This is a genomic window from Prochlorococcus marinus XMU1411, assembly GCF_017696075.1.
GTDB lineage: Bacteria > Cyanobacteriota > Cyanobacteriia > PCC-6307 > Cyanobiaceae > Prochlorococcus_A > Prochlorococcus_A marinus_V.
Genome location: NZ_JAAORI010000004.1, coordinates 270196 through 285985 on the forward strand (window position 1 = coordinate 270196; position 15790 = coordinate 285985).

The 15790-nt window shown below is 31.9% G+C and carries 17 protein-coding genes; 7 read left to right on the plus strand and 10 right to left on the minus strand.

The features are described 5' to 3' along the window. Positions 1 to 82: 82 nt before the first annotated feature. Genes HA145_RS07505 through plsY form a run of 5 tightly spaced genes read left to right on the plus strand, consistent with a single transcriptional unit; the run spans position 83 to position 4254 of the window. On the plus strand, positions 83 to 1429 hold the full coding sequence (locus HA145_RS07505) for an MFS transporter (RefSeq protein ID WP_209128657.1): 1347 nt from the start codon (positions 83 to 85) through the stop codon (positions 1427 to 1429). Between the two features lie 9 nt (positions 1430 to 1438). Next, a complete protein-coding gene (locus HA145_RS07510; RefSeq protein ID WP_209128568.1) occupies positions 1439 to 2194 on the plus strand; it encodes an MlaE family ABC transporter permease in 756 nt (251 codons plus the stop codon). A gap of 4 nt (positions 2195 to 2198) precedes the next feature. After that, positions 2199 to 2603 carry a DUF3119 family protein gene (locus tag HA145_RS07515; protein WP_209128569.1) on the plus strand — a complete coding sequence of 135 codons (405 nt, stop codon included), beginning with the start codon at positions 2199 to 2201 and terminating at the stop codon, positions 2601 to 2603. Between the two features lie 35 nt (positions 2604 to 2638). Further along, positions 2639 to 3655, plus strand: coding sequence for a DUF3086 domain-containing protein (locus tag HA145_RS07520; protein ID WP_209128570.1), 1017 nt, complete (start codon positions 2639 to 2641; stop codon positions 3653 to 3655). 5 nt (positions 3656 to 3660) lie between these two features. After that, entirely contained in the window at positions 3661 to 4254 is a 594-nt protein-coding gene (gene plsY / locus HA145_RS07525) for a glycerol-3-phosphate 1-O-acyltransferase PlsY (protein WP_209128571.1), read from the plus strand. Here the strand turns inward: plsY and pyrF are convergent. The 3 genes from pyrF to HA145_RS07540 are packed head-to-tail and all read right to left on the minus strand — an operon-like array spanning position 4238 to position 6554. Then, positions 4238 to 4966, minus strand: a complete 729-nt coding sequence (pyrF, locus tag HA145_RS07530) for an orotidine-5'-phosphate decarboxylase (protein WP_209128572.1) — start codon at positions 4964 to 4966, stop codon at positions 4238 to 4240. The genes plsY and pyrF overlap by 17 nt on opposite strands. A 6-nt stretch (positions 4967 to 4972) precedes the next feature. Beyond that, positions 4973 to 6211 (minus strand): tyrosine--tRNA ligase, encoded by a 1239-nt coding sequence (tyrS, locus tag HA145_RS07535; RefSeq protein WP_209128573.1) that lies wholly within the window; start codon positions 6209 to 6211, stop codon positions 4973 to 4975. Positions 6212 to 6230: 19 nt separating this feature from the next. Next, positions 6231 to 6554: a DUF1825 family protein gene (locus HA145_RS07540; protein ID WP_002807348.1), complete on the minus strand. Its 324-nt coding sequence runs from the start codon at positions 6552 to 6554 to the stop codon at positions 6231 to 6233. A gap of 150 nt (positions 6555 to 6704) precedes the next feature. Between HA145_RS07540 and HA145_RS07545 the strand changes: the two genes are divergently transcribed. Both HA145_RS07545 and HA145_RS07550 read left to right on the plus strand, forming a co-directional pair. Beyond that, the gene (locus tag HA145_RS07545; RefSeq protein WP_209128574.1) at positions 6705 to 7316 is read left to right on the plus strand and encodes a hypothetical protein; all 612 of its coding nucleotides are present in this window, start codon (positions 6705 to 6707) and stop codon (positions 7314 to 7316) included. A gap of 24 nt (positions 7317 to 7340) precedes the next feature. Further along, positions 7341 to 8813 carry a leucyl aminopeptidase gene (locus tag HA145_RS07550; RefSeq protein WP_209128575.1) on the plus strand — a complete coding sequence of 491 codons (1473 nt, stop codon included), beginning with the start codon at positions 7341 to 7343 and terminating at the stop codon, positions 8811 to 8813. A gap of 11 nt (positions 8814 to 8824) precedes the next feature. Here HA145_RS07550 and msrA read toward each other — a convergent pair whose 3' ends face one another. Genes msrA through purC form a run of 7 tightly spaced genes read right to left on the minus strand, consistent with a single transcriptional unit; the run spans position 8825 to position 15692 of the window. Next, complete coding sequence (msrA, locus tag HA145_RS07555; protein WP_209128576.1) at positions 8825 to 9427, minus strand: peptide-methionine (S)-S-oxide reductase MsrA; 603 nt, start codon at positions 9425 to 9427, stop codon at positions 8825 to 8827. A gap of 16 nt (positions 9428 to 9443) precedes the next feature. Continuing rightward, entirely contained in the window at positions 9444 to 10622 is a 1179-nt protein-coding gene (lpxB, locus tag HA145_RS07560) for a lipid-A-disaccharide synthase (RefSeq protein WP_209128577.1), read from the minus strand. Next, positions 10619 to 11461 (minus strand): acyl-ACP--UDP-N-acetylglucosamine O-acyltransferase, encoded by an 843-nt coding sequence (lpxA, locus tag HA145_RS07565; RefSeq protein ID WP_209128578.1) that lies wholly within the window; start codon positions 11459 to 11461, stop codon positions 10619 to 10621. The genes lpxB and lpxA overlap by 4 nt, the downstream gene beginning before the upstream one ends. A 4-nt stretch (positions 11462 to 11465) precedes the next feature. Beyond that, positions 11466 to 11924 (minus strand): 3-hydroxyacyl-ACP dehydratase FabZ, encoded by a 459-nt coding sequence (fabZ, locus tag HA145_RS07570; protein WP_025923447.1) that lies wholly within the window; start codon positions 11922 to 11924, stop codon positions 11466 to 11468. A 17-nt stretch (positions 11925 to 11941) separates the two neighbouring features. Beyond that, positions 11942 to 12778: a UDP-3-O-acyl-N-acetylglucosamine deacetylase gene (gene lpxC, locus HA145_RS07575; RefSeq protein ID WP_209128579.1), complete on the minus strand. Its 837-nt coding sequence runs from the start codon at positions 12776 to 12778 to the stop codon at positions 11942 to 11944. Then, complete coding sequence (locus tag HA145_RS07580) at positions 12779 to 14917, minus strand: BamA/TamA family outer membrane protein (RefSeq protein ID WP_209128580.1); 2139 nt, start codon at positions 14915 to 14917, stop codon at positions 12779 to 12781. A 46-nt stretch (positions 14918 to 14963) separates the two neighbouring features. Continuing rightward, on the minus strand, positions 14964 to 15692 hold the full coding sequence (purC, locus tag HA145_RS07585) for a phosphoribosylaminoimidazolesuccinocarboxamide synthase (protein ID WP_209128581.1): 729 nt from the start codon (positions 15690 to 15692) through the stop codon (positions 14964 to 14966). Positions 15693 to 15790 lie beyond the last annotated feature (98 nt).

Genomic DNA, 15790 nt, shown 5'->3' on the forward strand with positions numbered 1-15790 from the left:
ACATTATCAAACAATCAACAAAGTAAAAAGATTGGAAAATTCACACTCGAAAAAAAATATTACCAGATCAACAACAAGATTAATGTTCTCTTATGGGCTAGGAGATGCAGGCACTGGTTTAGTCGCAACGCAATTTGGTTTTTTTCTGTTCAAATTCTTTATTTCTGCTGGTTTACCAGTAATAATTGCAGGTTCACTATTAATGTTAATAAAGATATGGGATGCAGTAAATGATCCGTTAATTGGATGGTTAAGTGATCGTACCAAATCAAGATGGGGACCAAGAATCCCTTGGATGGTAGCAGCATCTGTTCCTCTTGGTTTCTCTCTAGCTGCGATATGGTGGACACCCACTGGCTCCGTATTAACTAAGACCATTTACTTTGCGATAATTTCTATAGTCGTGATGACTGCTTATACAAGTATTAATCTTCCTTTTGCAGCTCTATCTACTGAAATTTCTGAAAAAACATCAATAAGAACAAGACTAAACGCATCTAGATTTACTGGCTCAATAATTGCAGGACTAACTGGCTTAATAATTGCTGGAGTTGTATTAGGTTCTGAAGTATCAGCAAATAATGAATATTTTTTAATGGGTAAAATAAGTGGATGTATCGCAGTTGCTGCAACATTAATTTCTTGTTGGGGATTAGCTCCATACGCAAAAAAAGCAAGAAGGCCTTCAGGAAAAGTTGAAGCTATAACACTTCAATTCAAAAGGATCTTCAGAAATAAAAAATTTCTAAAAGTTATTACTCTTTATATTCTTCTCTGGTGCGCCTTACAATTGATGCAAACAGTAGCGTTAATCTATGTAGAGGATGTACTGAATGTACCAACATATATTGCGAAGTGGATCCCAATACCTTTCCAAATTAGCGCTTTAGTGGGATTACAAATATGGACCAGAGTATCAAATAAATTGAATAGAATTTCAGCTTTAAACTATGGAGCGATCATTTGGATTATTTCATGTACGGCAGCTTTATTTTTACCTTCCTTATCAAAAATTTCAGGAGTTGGAGATAATTTATTCCTGAATACCAGTAACTTATTCCTGTTCATTCTTTTAATTTTCATAATCTGTCTTATTGGCATTGGAGCTTCAACTGCTTTTCTTATCCCTTGGTCATTACTTCCTGACGCAATAGACGAAGATCCAGAGAAACCAGCAGGATTATATACTGCTTGGATGGTACTTATTCAGAAGATTGGGATCGCGTTTAGTGTTCAATTATTAGGATTTTTGTTGTATTTATCTGGTTATCAATCATGCTTTGTTGATAAAGATAGTCTAAATATTGTGGAAAAATGCTTCTCAGCACAATTAACTATTAGATTGTGTATAGGTTTTATACCTTCAATATTGGTAATAGTTGGTCTTTTAATAATGAGAAAATGGGATCAGAAAATAATTACAAACTAATATAAAGATATGTATTACCCTAATTTTTTTAAAAGACTTCTTAGCAGCTTCATCATTGGCGGGCAAGCAATTAATTTTATCTTTAGAGGTAAAATTTCCAAAAATGATCTGTTTGACCAACTTATGGATTCAGGTCCTGGAAGTTTGTTAATTGTATTGATTACAGGAATTGCCGCAGGGACAGTTTTTAATATTCAAGTTGCATCACAACTTACAAGTATGGGGGTTTCGAGTGAAATTGGAGGTTTATTAGCAGTAGGCATGGCGAGAGAAATGGCTCCTCTTCTAACTGCTACTTTAATGACTGGAAAGGTTGCCACTGCCTATGCTGCTCAACTAGGCACTATGAAAGTGACAGAGCAAATTGAGGCAATAACAATGTTAAAGACCGAACCAGTCCAATATTTGGTAGTCCCAAGGTTACTATCGATGGTAATAATGTCACCAATACAATGTCTTTTGTTTTTATCTGTAGCTTTATGGAGTGGACAAATTTGGAGCACGATTTTTTATAAAGTTCCTCCAATAGTATTTTGGACATCTGTAAGATCAGGTAATGTGAGCTTAACTAGTACGGACTTAACTTCAATGTTAATAAAAGCAGTAGTCTTCGGATTACTTATTTCAATTATTGCTTGTGGATATGGACTAACCACTAAAGGTGGTCCCAAAGAAGTTGGAACAAGTACAACAGGTGCGGTTGTAATGACTCTCGTTACTGTATCTTTAATGGATGTATTACTAACACAAATTTTATTTGGATAATTCTATGTTCAACACTAAACAAAAAAAAGAAGAGCCAGTCATAATATCACCATCATTCCAATTACCAATTATTTTAATATTTTTAAGTTTTATGCTTTTATTTTTAAATATTGGTTCTTTGCCAACAATAGTTTTTGCTTCTTTTAGCTTTTTTTTATTACTTCAATCATTTACCTTAAGAATAAAAATAACAAATGATGATTTTATCGTTTTACAATTAGGAAAAGAGATTAGAACTTTTCCATTCAAGAACTGGATATCATGGAAATTCTTTTTCCCTGTAATCCCTGGTATTTTTTATTTTAGAGAAAAGTCTAGCCCTCATTTATTACCAATATTATTTAATCCAAAGCAATTAAAAGATGAGCTCATAAAAAAAGTTGACTCCCTGGAAATTAAAAATTCCTAAAATTTAGTATTTGCTTAATCATCAAAATTATTTAAATGGCCAATAAAGAAATTTCTAACAATATTCCTGAGAAGGAATTAATAACAGATAATTTGATGTCAGATGATCAAACCAAACAACTTAATAAAAAAGATACAACGCAAGATAAAAAAATTGCCCCGAAAAGCGATAAATCAACTAAATCTTTTGATGAAATTTCTAATGAAATTTTTAGAGATCTCGTTTCAAAAAAAGACTCTTTAGTTAAAGAAATAAAAGAGTTAGAAACAAAAAAAAATGAAATAGAAAAAGATATTGAGTCAAATTTTAAAGGACAATCAGATAATATTGCTAAAAGAGTTAAAGGGTTTCAAGAGTACTTAACTGGAGCTTTGCAGAATCTTTCACAAAACGTAGAGAAACTTGAATTAGTTTCTCAACCAATAATCGTAAAGCCTTCTCCCCTTGATGATAATGATAAAAAGCAAAACAATAATACAAATAATATAGTTAATGTTCCCGCTCTTTCTGAAACATTTAAGCCAGATGAAGAGATTATAAAAAGTTGCTTTTCAATTTTTACAGAGCAACCTGACTTTTATGCAGAACCTTGGAAATTAAGACGGAGTCTTGATTCATCAGATATAGAAATTATGGATGATTGGTTCTTCAACATGGGCGGAAGAGGTTCTCTTGAAAGTAGAGGTTCTCGACAAAAAAATGCCTTGTTATCTGCTGGTTTAATATCTATTCTTGGGGAATTATATGGAGATCAGTTTCAGACTCTTATCTTAGCTTCGCAGCCTGAACGATTAGGTGAATGGAGAAGAATTCTTCAAGATTCACTTGGTCTCACAAGGGATGACTTTGGACCTAATAGTGGGATTGTTCTTTTTGAAAGGCCTGAAGGTGTCATCGAGAGAGCTGATAGATTAGAAGCGAATGAAGAATTGCCATTTATTATCATTGATGCAGCAGAAACCTCTGTTGAAATTCCAATACTTCAATTCCCATTATGGGTTGCATTTGCTGGTTCAGATAATGAAATTTACGATGATCTTGAACTAAACTAAACTTTATGAATATCTTAATAATTTTTGCAAGTTATCTTTTAGGATCATTTCCGACAGGTTTTTTAATTGGAAAATATCTCAAAAATATAGATCTAAGAACTATAGGTTCTGGATCTACAGGTGCCACAAATGTCTTAAGAAATGTTGGGAAATGGCCAGCACTTTTTGTATTTATCATTGACGTTGGGAAAGGCCTTATTGCAGTAAAAATTGCTCAATATTACACAGATCAAGGATTAATAGAAGTTATAGCAGGGATATCAGCTATTTCAGGACATATTTGGCCAATATGGCTTAGAGGTAAAGGAGGAAAAGCTGTTGCAACTGGATTAGGTATGTTTTTAGCTCTTTCTTGGAAAGTTGGGCTCGCATCTCTTGGTATTTTTTTAATAGTCCTAACAAAAACTAAATTTGTTTCTTTATCCAGTATTTCAGCTGCAATTTTACTTCCTATTTTTATGTTTTTTTACCTAAGTAAATTTATGCACTCATATTTTTTTATAAGTTTAATTGTGGCATTATTAGTAATCTGGAAGCATAGAACAAACATAACAAGATTGCTTAAGGGAGAAGAATCTAAAATTAATCAGAATCAATAGATTTAAATATTTCTATTAGAGCTTTATTAGGATCTATAGCTTTTGATATTGATCTACCAATGACTAACTTAGAAGCGCCATTATCTATAGCTTCATGTGGAGTCATAATTCTATTTTGATCATCTTTACTCTCAATATTTAATCTTATGCCGGGTGTAATAATTTCAAAATTATTCTTATAAATCGATCTCAACATTTTTACCTCCCAAGGGGAACAAACACATCCATTTAATCCAGCATCAAAGGACAATTTTGCAAGTCTCAATACATTTTCTTCAATTGAATTATTTCTATCAAGATCAGTTTGAAAATCTTTAAGAGAAAAGCTTGTTAAAACAGTTATTCCTACAACAATTGGAGGTTTAACACTTACTGAGGCGGCTCCTTCTAAAGATGCTTTCTTTGAATCCTTAAGGGCTTTTAGACCTGCAGAAGCATGAATAGAAATTATATCAACTCCTAATTTTGAAACTTGGAAACATGCAGCACGCATGGTATTTGGAATATCATGAAATTTTAAGTCTAAAAAAATTTTTTTATTTAAACCTTTTAATATTTCAATAACTCTTGGACCTTCCCTAACAAAAAGCTCTAAACCAATTTTCACCCACTTTATATTAGGACATTTTTCCAGAAGTAATTTTGCCTGACTTACATCTAATCCATCAATTGCCAATATTATTTTATCTTCTGAATTAAATCTTTTATTCATCAATTTTCAGTTTTCAAACCTCTTAATTATTTTTTTCCCAATTTGCAAAATTTTACCTTCCAAATCATTTTTTGAATTAAAAACTAAATCAGGATTTATTACTTTCTTACTATCAATTTTTACACCCCCACCTTTAATAGATCTTTTGGATTCGCTGCTAGATTTGAAAAGTTTTAGAGCACTTAACAAGTAAAAAAACTTTACTGGAAAAACTACGTCTTTTAAGGAAATCTCAGGAATTTCTCCAACTTTTTCTTTGTGTCCAAGGAATAATTTTTCACAGTTTGATTGCGCCTTTAATGCTTCTTCAGCCCCATGGAATAAAGAAGTAACTTCTAAAGCCATTCTTCTCTGTGATTCACGAGGATTTGAGTTTTCAAGAAAACTCAAATCTAATTCAGTAAGTAATTCAAAATAGGTAGGTATTATATTATCAGGTACTTTTTCTAATTTTGAATACATTGAAAGAGGATCTTCAGTTAACCCGACGGTGTTAAATTCAGATTTACTCATCTTCTTAATTCCATCTAGACCTGTCAAAATTGGCAAGAGAACACCAAATTGAGGGTCTTGTTTAAAATGCCTTTGAAGATCTCTTCCTATTGCAATATTAAATTTCTGATCTGTACCTCCAAGCTCAATATCCGATTGAACAATTACCGAATCGTAACCTTGTAATAATGGATATAAGAATTCATGCAAAGCAATTGGAACTTGCGAAGTGTACCTTTTATTAAATTCCTCCTTAGCTAGCATTTGACTAACTGTTGCACTCCCCATTAATTCAATTATCGAATTAAGGTTTAATTCTTTTAACCATTCACTGTTATATCTAATTTCTATTCTATCTTTTGAATCAAAATCTAAAATAGATTCATTAGCTGGCTTTCCCATCCCTAATTGGGTTAAGTATGTTTTTGCATTTTCCTTAACTTGTTTTTCCGATAATTGAACTCTTGTTTTGTTTTTTCCGGTTGGGTCTCCAATTTGAGCAGTAAAATCCCCAATAATTAGAACTGCAATATGTCCATTATCTTGGAATGCCCTAAGTTTTTTAAACAATATGCTGTGCCCAAGATGAATATCTGTTCCAGTTGGATCGATCCCGAGTTTAATCCTTAATTTTTTATTATTTTTTTTTGCATGATCAATTATCTCCGAAAAGGTTTGATCTGTTCCCTTAATTGGAAAATATTCTTCTATTCCTCTTGACAACCATGATGGCAATATTAAATTATCTGACATGAAGCTTTAACAGTTAAATTTAAGAAGTTTTATCGAGTTCATCCTTCATTCTTATTAAGGTTTTATTCATTTGATCGAACATTTGATCAGGAGTAATCCCAAATTGACTTAATTGTGTCTTTAATTGTTCTACTGTCATTTTTGCTTGAAAATCCTCAGACAATTCAAATCTCTTCATAAAAACCTTATAACGATCCATAAGTGATTCCATTTTTTTTATAAACATTTTTTTCCCTTCTCTGTCAAATTTTCCATAATCAGAACCGAGTTTCATAAGTTCCTGGTAATCTGTAAAAAGCTTTTTGGCTTCTTCTTGAACGATGTCTGACTCAAAAAATCCCATTTCTATTTTTTACTTCGCAAGATTAAGGCTCAATTACAAGATAACAAGAATCTTTTAAATTGATTAGAACATTAATAAATTTTAGTTTATAAATAATTCTTTGATTTATATTTTTTCAGAATTAAATTTAGTAGACATGTTTCATACATATTGGAAAAATTTAACGTAAATAATATTTCAAACAAAAATAGACAATTTGAATTATTTGGTTCAAATGTAAATACATCAATTAATTTTCAACACGCAAATAATCTAAAAATCAAAGGCAAAATCCTAACTGAATGGAGAAATAGAATATACAATCACCAATTCAAAATTTTAAAAGATATTCACAATAAAACTTTGCACCAAACAAGTCTTCCTATAAATACAATTTCCAATGAAAGAAAAATTGATCCTTTTTCCTTGCAGCCATTATCATTGAACTTTTGGAGAACCAATCAATATATACACAATGGTCCAGCAATGTATTTTGTAATTGACTCGATGGAGAATTCTAAAATAATCCTTTATATAGGAGAAACAAATTCAGCAAATAAAAGATGGAAGGGAGAACATGACTGTAAAAATTACCTCATGAACTATAAAGAAGCACTAACTCATAACAAACTCTCAAGTCACCAAGATATTCGTTTCTTCTTAGATGTCCCTAAAGAAGTTAAATTAAGACGTAAATTAGAACAGCAACTGATATATTTATGGTTACCACCTTTTAATAAAGAAACTCGAGATAGGTGGGCAACTACTTTCACAAACAACTAAAAATTAATTAAATCAATTTAACAAATGCAATTTTCCACATTCCAAAAAAATCTAGATAACTGGCAAGGTGCTTCATTAATTTTTGGAGTTTTAGAAGAAGAAATTGCAAGCCAACTTGAAAACATAAAATTTGTTATTGACCCAAAATTATTACTAAAAAAAGTTACTCAAAAAAAATTCAAAGGAGAAAAAGGAAAAACTTTAAGCTTAGAATTTTTAGATCAAAAATTAGAAACTTTAATCATAGTTGGTCTTGGCAAATCAAAAGACCTTAATAAAAGTGATGTAGAAAACTCTATAGGAAATCTAGTTAGGAAAACTGTTGATAAAAATGAAAAAATCAGCATCTTGCTACCTTGGGAATTTATAAATTCACAAATAGAAATTAATCAAATAGCAGAGTCAGTTAGATTATCTGCCTATAAGGATAATAGATTCAATAAGAAAAAAGATGAAAAAAAAGTTCTTAAAGAAATAGAGTTTTTGAATTTAAAAAAATTTGAGAATATTAGCTTTGAAGAGACGGCACAAATATGTGAAGGTGTAGAGCTAGCTAGAAGACTTGTAGCAGCCCCTCCAAATAGCCTAACGCCTCAGGAAATGTCTATACAAGCTTCTCTAATAGCAAAAGATCATGGTTTGGAAGTGAAAATTTTAGAGGCAAAAGATTGTGAAGATTTAGGAATGGGTGCATATTTAGCTGTAGCAAAAGGTTCTGATCTAGATCCTAAATTTATACATCTTACTTTAAAGTCAGAGGGGCCTATAAAAGAAAAGATTGCTCTAGTTGGGAAGGGTTTAACCTTTGATTCTGGAGGATACAATCTGAAAGTAGGAGCATCTCAAATTGAAATGATGAAATATGATATGGGCGGAAGCGCTGCAGTTTTAGGAGCAGCAAAAGCACTTGGTGCAATAAAACCAAAGGGATTAGAAATTCATTTTATTGTGGCATCTTGCGAAAACATGATAAATGGATCTGCAGTACATCCTGGAGATGTAGTTAAAGCATCTAATGGTAAGACAATTGAAATAAATAACACAGATGCAGAGGGTAGACTCACATTAGCTGATGCTTTAACTTACGCATCAAATTTAAAACCGGATTCAATAATAGATCTCGCCACTTTAACAGGAGCTATTGTTGTTGCATTAGGGAATGATGTAGCTGGATTTTGGAGTAATAATGATAATCTAGCAAATGAGCTAAAAGCTGCATCAGCCCAATCTGGAGAAGAATTATGGCAAATGCCTTTACAAAAATCTTATAAAGAAGGTTTGAAGTCTCATATAGCTGACATGAAAAATACAGGTCCAAGAGCAGGTGGCTCAATAACTGCTGCTTTATTTTTAGAAGAATTCTTTGATAAAGAGATTAAATGGGCTCATATTGATATTGCTGGGACTTGTTGGACTGACAAGAATAAGGGGATTAATCCATCAGGTGCAACAGGATTTGGAGTTAAAACTCTTGTTCAATGGATTAAAAATAAATAACTATATTTCAATTATTCATTCCAAAGATTTGTTGATCTAGCATTATCGCCCCATAATTTATCCAACCTCTGATCTCTCCCACATGAGAATCTATAGAACTTATATTTTAATTCATTTCTCTCAGCGAAATCCTGATGATATTCTTCAGCTAACCAAAATTGACCTTTTGATTTTAGTTCTACAGATATTTTTTCTAATGGCATACGCAATTCATTAGAGGCCGAAACAATTGCATTTATGGCATCACTTTCCTCGGTGGCATCTTTAAAAAAAATCACTGGCCTATAAGAATCTCCACGATCACAAAATTGACCCTTACCATCCAGAGGATCAATATTTCTGAAATAGAGCCTAAGTATCTCGGGTAAAGTTACCAATTTGGAATCATAATTAACCAAAACCACTTCCTGATGTCCTTCATGATTTTCGTATGTAGGATTTTGTAAATCTCCGCCTGAATAGCCACTTTGTACAAAATTTATCCCCTTTAATGACTCTAAATCATGTTCTAAACACCAAAAACAACCCCCTGCAAGAATCAATTCCTCTGCAAAAGCATTCACAGGGTTAATAATTATTAAAAGAGCAATTAATAAAGGTAAGAAATATTTCATTTTTTTATTATAAAGTTCAAATAATAGAATTAATAATCTCTTTAGCAGCTCTCTGGACTACGCCCTTTTCTCCTAATTCTTTTTTTAGAAAAGCATAACCTTTTTTAATTTTTATATTTTCTGACTTCCCTTCAAGAATTCTACAAGATTTATAAAAGATTTTCTTTTCGACAAAGTCTCTTTGTACAAATTCAGGGATGATTAACTTATTAACTAACAAATTTACAGGGGAAATAAATTTAACTTTGAAATTGAGAATTTTTTTTGCAATAAAAGCAGTTACCCTACTTACTCTATAACCAACAATCTGTGGGATTCCATATAAAGCTAATTCCATATTAACTGTCCCAGATTTACAAAGCGCAATTTTAGTGAGGGAATAAATATAAGGCTTTAATTTTGCACTATCTTTTTGAGAAATCACAAGTCCTTTAACTTGATATTTTCTAAAGGCTTTTTTGAATATTTCATCAAAAGCATCCCGACAGGAAGGAATGAAGACAACCAAACTTGGATATTTTTGTTGTAATTTTTTAGCCGCTCTCATAAAAGTAGGTAATATATATCGCAATTCTTGAGGTCTTGATGCAGGCATTAAAAGTATAATGTTTTGATCTGGGCGAAGGTTCAAAATATTTCTGGCATCCTTCTTTAGAGGAAGTTTTTTTGTTAAATCAATCATCGGGTGTCCAACCCAAAAAACATTTCCGCCCCTCTTTTTATAAAATGCTGCTTCTTTCTTGAAAATTGCAAAAATCTTATCTGAAAATTTAATTAGATTCGTTGTAGTATTATTACCAACTCTCCAAGCCCACTCTTGAGGAGCAATATAGTAAAAAATTGGAATTTTAGTCTTCGATTTTTTTAATTTTGTACCAATTTTTATATTGGGTCCCATATAGTCAATCAAAATTAAGCAATCAGGAGGATATCTTTTTAGTAATTTATAGAACCTTTTTTGAATTATTATTGTTGGAATAATAAGAGGTAAAGCCTCCCAAATTCCAATTGCACTAATTGATGTAGTATCTTGAAGAATTTTTACACCTTCTTTCTTCATCCTTTCCCCGCCTAAACCGCAAATTTCTAAATCTATAGATTTTTTTTTAGCTTCATCTAATAATGCTTTTGATAACAAGCTTCCGTGCAAATCTCCAGAGACTTCTCCAGTACTTATAAATATCTTTTTTTTCATACATTCACTACAGGCATTGGTCCTCGTCTTTCTTTAGATATTGACTCTTTTAAAAAACTACATAATCTTGAAGATGAAATATCTAATTCTCCTTTCATTACTTTTTCTAATGAATTTGAAATCGCATCATTAGATTTAAAAAGTATATTCCAAGTACTTTGAAGTAATTTTAAGTCAAAATCTTTATTTTCTATTAAACCACTTCTCTTAATTCCAATTCTATTTAAACCTCTCAATCTTCCTGGATGCCCTTCGGCCAAACAAAAAGGAGGTACATCTCTATCTACTCTAGTCATCCCTCCAATCATTGCTAAATATCCAATATGTACAAACTGATGAATACCTAAACAACCACCAATAATAGCTTTATCTTCAATCTTTACATGGCCTGCAACTTGAACACTATTTGATAAAACTATCCTATTACCAAGTTCACAATTATGGCCGATGTGAGTGTAAGCCATCAACAAATTATTATTGCCAATAATAGTTTTTTCTCCTTCATCAGTTGCTTTATTTATAGTTACACATTCTCTGAAAGTATTATTATCTCCAATAATTACTTCAGTAGGGGCCCCTTTATATTTAAGGTCCTGTGGATCAAGACCTATAAAAACACTCGGGAAAACTTTATTATTTATACCAATTTGAGTTTTTCCTGAAATAACAGCATTCGGTCCTATTACGGTTCCTTTCCCGATTGTCACATTAGGACCGACAATAGCTCCTTGAGAAATAGTAACCCCATCATGTAATTCGGCACTGGGATCAACAAAAGCATTTGGGTGCACTTTTACACCACTAAAGCTTGCTCCTAATTCAGTATTTTTATTATCCATATCCCTAATCAACTAATGAAAACATTAATTCTCCAGCACAAACTAACTTCCCATCAACATGCGCCTCACCTTTAACCTTACCAAATCTTTGTCTTTTAATAGATAATAACTCACAAGAAATTATCAGTTGATCTCCAGGCACAACTGGTTTTCTGAATTTAACATTATTGATTCCAGCAAAGACGAAAAGTCCTTTAGGGAGATCGGGCATTTGCGTTACAATAATTCCACCAACTTGAGCCATTGATTCAACAATAAGAACCCCAGGCATCAAGGGTCTTTCCGGAAAATGTCCCTGAAATTGAGGCTCATTAATAGTTACATTTTTTACTGCAACAGCTCTTTCCCCAGGGATATGCTCTATTACTTTGTCCACAAGAGCAAAAGGATATCTGTGAGGTAACAAACCTAGTATGTGCTCAGAGGAAAGTTGATTATTTTCACTGGATAATTTCTTTTCCAAAACAATTAAAGATAAAGTTAATTTTTTAGGGATGAGGCCAATAAAGCATTTAAAGAATGTGATCCTTTATAAACTATGATTTGAGCCTTAGGTAACCCTACCAAAGCCAAGTCCCCAATTAGGTCTAAAATTTTATGTCTTATTGGTTCATTATCAAATCTTAATGGTGGATTAACCCATTTATCCCCGTCACAAACAAGGGCATTTTCCAAACTTCCGCCTTTTATTAATCCAAGTTCATTTAACTCTTGAAATTGATCTTTAAAACCAAATGTTCGTGCAGGAGCAATCATTTCAACAAAACTTTTTGGATTTAAATCAATCACATAAGTTTGATTCCCAATTGCTTTATAGGCAAAGCTTATAGTGGATATAATTGTAGTTTTTTCAGAAGGAGTGGCTGCTATAACTGAGTCTTCTTTATTTAAAATTATTGATTTATTTATCTCTCTAAAGAAATTATCTGGTCTAGCTGCCTTTTTTATCCCTACTTCTTCAAAATCTCTAACCCACTGGATTGCCGATCCATCTAAAAGTGGAATCTCTTTTCCATCAACCTCAATATGTATATAACTTAGCCCGCACCCTGCCATTGCAGATAATAAATGTTCAATGGTATATAAATTTCTGCCTCCTAATTTAACAGCTGTACAAAGCATCGTACTTCCAATTAAATCTTGAGTCAGCTTAAAAATTTCATTTGGTTTATCTTTAAAAGAAACATAATATCCTTCTTTTTCGTATGAAGAAATCCTAACTCTTGTTTTTTCTCCACTATGAAGACCTATACCTTCCTTGGAGATCACGCCAGCCAAGGTATAGCAGGAATCATAATTAGTTGGCCAAGAAAACACTTAAAACTTCCATCCAACTCCTAGTGTATATCTCCAATCCCCACTAAGGTCCTTACTTGCGACATCTAATCTTAATGGCCCAATTGGCGTTTTTACTCCAATTCCTCCACCCAATGAATAGCCAGAACCTGATTTCTGCAACAATTTACCAGGTTTTCCTGGTACATCCTCTTGAGAATCTAAATCACTACCTGCATCAGCAAATAAAGCTCCTGATATCATTCGCCAAACAGGGAATCTATATTCTACAGTTCCCTCCACAAAACTTTTACTTACAGCTAAATCACATGATCCCCAACCTCTGACAGATGATGTTCCTCCCATGCAAAATGCTTCATAAGGAGGCAATTCTCCGATAATAGTTCCAGCCTTAAATTGAAAACCGATTGCTTGAGGACAATCTTGGCTGTCATAGTTATTAGTCCTGCATGCTTTAGTTAAATTTATCAATTTTGTAGGGACAAAAAATGAATAGGAAGCTAATAATCTATTAAAAGTAGGGGAATTTTTACCCATTGAAAAAAACTGTTCACTCCCAAAAGCTAATTTATTTCCTGAAGTTGGGTTTACAGAATTATTCAAATTATTTCTTGATGTACTAGCAACAACACTTACTAATGTATTTTCTTCAGGGCAAGATCCATCATTTGGAGTAAATCCAATACAGATAATATCACTTATATTTTCTTTGGTTGTAGTTGGGGTAATATCACCATAAGGTTTTTTATTACCACTACCATCTATCATCTCTACTTTCTTAAAATTCATTCCTGCTAACACTCGCCATTTAGCGACTTTAAAGGGATCTCCACCATTGAGTGGCCTTGAGAAAGAAAATCCGCCTCCAGTTTTTTCTAAAACTATAGATGAAAAAGTATCGGAGCTTGATGGTGTTTGATCATCTACAGCATATATTTTCCCATTCTTCTCACTTTTAAATTCTTGTGGATAATCTCTACTTAGAAATATATTTGTTCTAAAAGAAGTTTTATGAATATCGCCTTTAATCCATGGGTCAGTTAAAGAAAAATTATAAGTTGTGGAATATTCTCCAAAATTAAGATTTAGATTAGTTGACCAGGCCCTACCAAGAGCATTTGTTTCCTGCAGACCAATTGAAGCAAATATCCCTGAACTATTGCTATAACCAAGACCACCTGTTAATGATCCTGTTCTTTGCTCACTTAAGTCTAAAAAAATTATGACTTGTCCAGGGTTTGAATTATCAGGGCCCAGAGATACCTTTACATCATCAAAAAGTGATGTGGCATATAGTCTTTTGATATCTGCTTCTAAAACTTTTCTGTTAAATATAGTCCCAGGTTGAGTTCTTAGCTCTCTTTTAATAACCCAATCTTTTGTTTTTCCTTTTCTAGGTTTTCCATCAATCATAGGTTCTCCATCAGAACCAGGGAATCTCAACTCAATATCTGATATAATTCCCGCGCTAACATTTAAAGATACTATTCCTTCATCAGAGATTCTATCTGGGCCTGAAATTCTAACTAAAGAGTACCCTTTTTTTTCATAACTTTTTTTTATTGTATTTATTTTATTTTGCAATTCATTTAGGTTAAGAGTTGTACCATAATAATTTTTAAAAATACTATCTATGTATTCATTAGAAATTAAGGAGTTTTTTGGCTTGATTTCTACTTTCTTCAGAATCGGATTAGGCACTACATTTACAATTAGCCTCACTCCTAATGGTCCATCTTGAGACTTTATATTAACTCCTGAAAACCAACCACTAGCATATATTGCATTAAGGTCTTGATTTAAAATTTGATTATTAATAATACTTCCTGGTTTTATACTCATAGAGTCATATGCAGCCAACTCAAGTTTTCTACCCTCAGGGTTATTTTCCCAACCCTTGATTATTATTTCTGAGATAAGAACGTTTTCTTGATTAATATTTTCCTTTTTTTCTGCAACAAAGACATCTTTCTCTTGTTCAATATCAAAACTATGAAATAAAACATTGTTAAACGTATTTATTTCTGAATTTGTGAATGATTGCTCAAAGTCATTTTGCAAATACTTGGCAGCTAATTCTGAATTATTTGATACCACCATCAAGGGAGGTAGAGCAATATTTGTGAAAAACTTACTAATTTTTAAAAAATGTTTTTGCATAGTATTTTTTTATTATTGAAAATGAAGCAAAACTTGTTTAAGTTAATTAAATAAAATTGTTTATTCTTTGGTTAATTTCACTATAAGCCTCAATTAACCCACCTAAATCATTCCTAAATCTGTCTTTATCCAGACTTACAATTGTATCACTTTTCTGATTGAGATCCCACAATCTACAATTATCAGGACTTATTTCATCTCCAAGTAATATGTTATTTTGAAAATCATAACCAAACTCCAACTTGAAATCTACAAGTTGAAGCTTAATATTTTTAAAAAACTTTTTCAGGATTTCATTTATCTTTATAGTTAGATCTATTATTAATTCTAAATCTTTAGAGCTTATTATATTCATTAACGCAATCCTATCTTTTGTAATTAAAGGATCATTAAGTTCATCGTCTTTAAAATAGATATCGATTAATGGTTTTGCCAGGACAGTGCCAGATTTAATAGAAGTTTGTTTACACAAAGAACCATAGGCTGTATTTCTAAGAACAATTTCTAATGGAATTATTTTTATTTTTTTTGCAATCATTGTATATTCATTTTTAAGTTCAAGAAAATGAGTTGGGATACTATTCTTCGTAAGAATTTCAAAAATTCTTGCACTTATTAGGCAATTAAGTTTACCCTTTCCTTCAAATTTAGCTTTTTTCAAAGCATTAAAAGCAGTTGCATCATCTTTAAATTCGATTACTACTTTGTCTGCATCATTATGAGAAAATACTTTTTTTGCTTTACCTTCATAAATCAATTCATGTTTATCATTCATTAATTTAAGACCTCACGAGATTACTAAAAGTAGGATTTTTAATTAACATAATTATTAGAGATCAACTTATTAAAAAGGTTTATTTCATTTTAACTGAT

What these genes read in the sequence shown, in the direction of transcription:
- lpxB (WP_209128577.1), bottom strand. Translation starts at nt 10,622, where the DNA reads ATGAAAAAAAAGATATTTATAAGTACTGGAGAAGTCTCTGGAGATTTG.
- plsY (WP_209128571.1), top strand. Translation starts at nt 3,661, where the DNA reads ATGAATATCTTAATAATTTTTGCAAGTTATCTTTTAGGATCATTTCCG.
- msrA (WP_209128576.1), bottom strand. Translation starts at nt 9,427, where the DNA reads ATGAAATATTTCTTACCTTTATTAATTGCTCTTTTAATAATTATTAAC.
- HA145_RS07505 (WP_209128657.1), top strand. Translation starts at nt 83, where the DNA reads ATGTTCTCTTATGGGCTAGGAGATGCAGGCACTGGTTTAGTCGCAACG.
- HA145_RS07520 (WP_209128570.1), top strand. Translation starts at nt 2,639, where the DNA reads ATGGCCAATAAAGAAATTTCTAACAATATTCCTGAGAAGGAATTAATA.
- tyrS (WP_209128573.1), bottom strand. Translation starts at nt 6,211, where the DNA reads ATGTCAGATAATTTAATATTGCCATCATGGTTGTCAAGAGGAATAGAA.
- HA145_RS07515 (WP_209128569.1), top strand. Translation starts at nt 2,199, where the DNA reads ATGTTCAACACTAAACAAAAAAAAGAAGAGCCAGTCATAATATCACCA.
- HA145_RS07550 (WP_209128575.1), top strand. Translation starts at nt 7,341, where the DNA reads ATGCAATTTTCCACATTCCAAAAAAATCTAGATAACTGGCAAGGTGCT.
- HA145_RS07580 (WP_209128580.1), bottom strand. Translation starts at nt 14,917, where the DNA reads ATGCAAAAACATTTTTTAAAAATTAGTAAGTTTTTCACAAATATTGCT.
- purC (WP_209128581.1), bottom strand. Translation starts at nt 15,692, where the DNA reads ATGAATGATAAACATGAATTGATTTATGAAGGTAAAGCAAAAAAAGTA.
- HA145_RS07510 (WP_209128568.1), top strand. Translation starts at nt 1,439, where the DNA reads ATGTATTACCCTAATTTTTTTAAAAGACTTCTTAGCAGCTTCATCATT.
- HA145_RS07540 (WP_002807348.1), bottom strand. Translation starts at nt 6,554, where the DNA reads ATGGGATTTTTTGAGTCAGACATCGTTCAAGAAGAAGCCAAAAAGCTT.
- lpxA (WP_209128578.1), bottom strand. Translation starts at nt 11,461, where the DNA reads ATGGATAATAAAAATACTGAATTAGGAGCAAGCTTTAGTGGTGTAAAA.
- pyrF (WP_209128572.1), bottom strand. Translation starts at nt 4,966, where the DNA reads ATGAATAAAAGATTTAATTCAGAAGATAAAATAATATTGGCAATTGAT.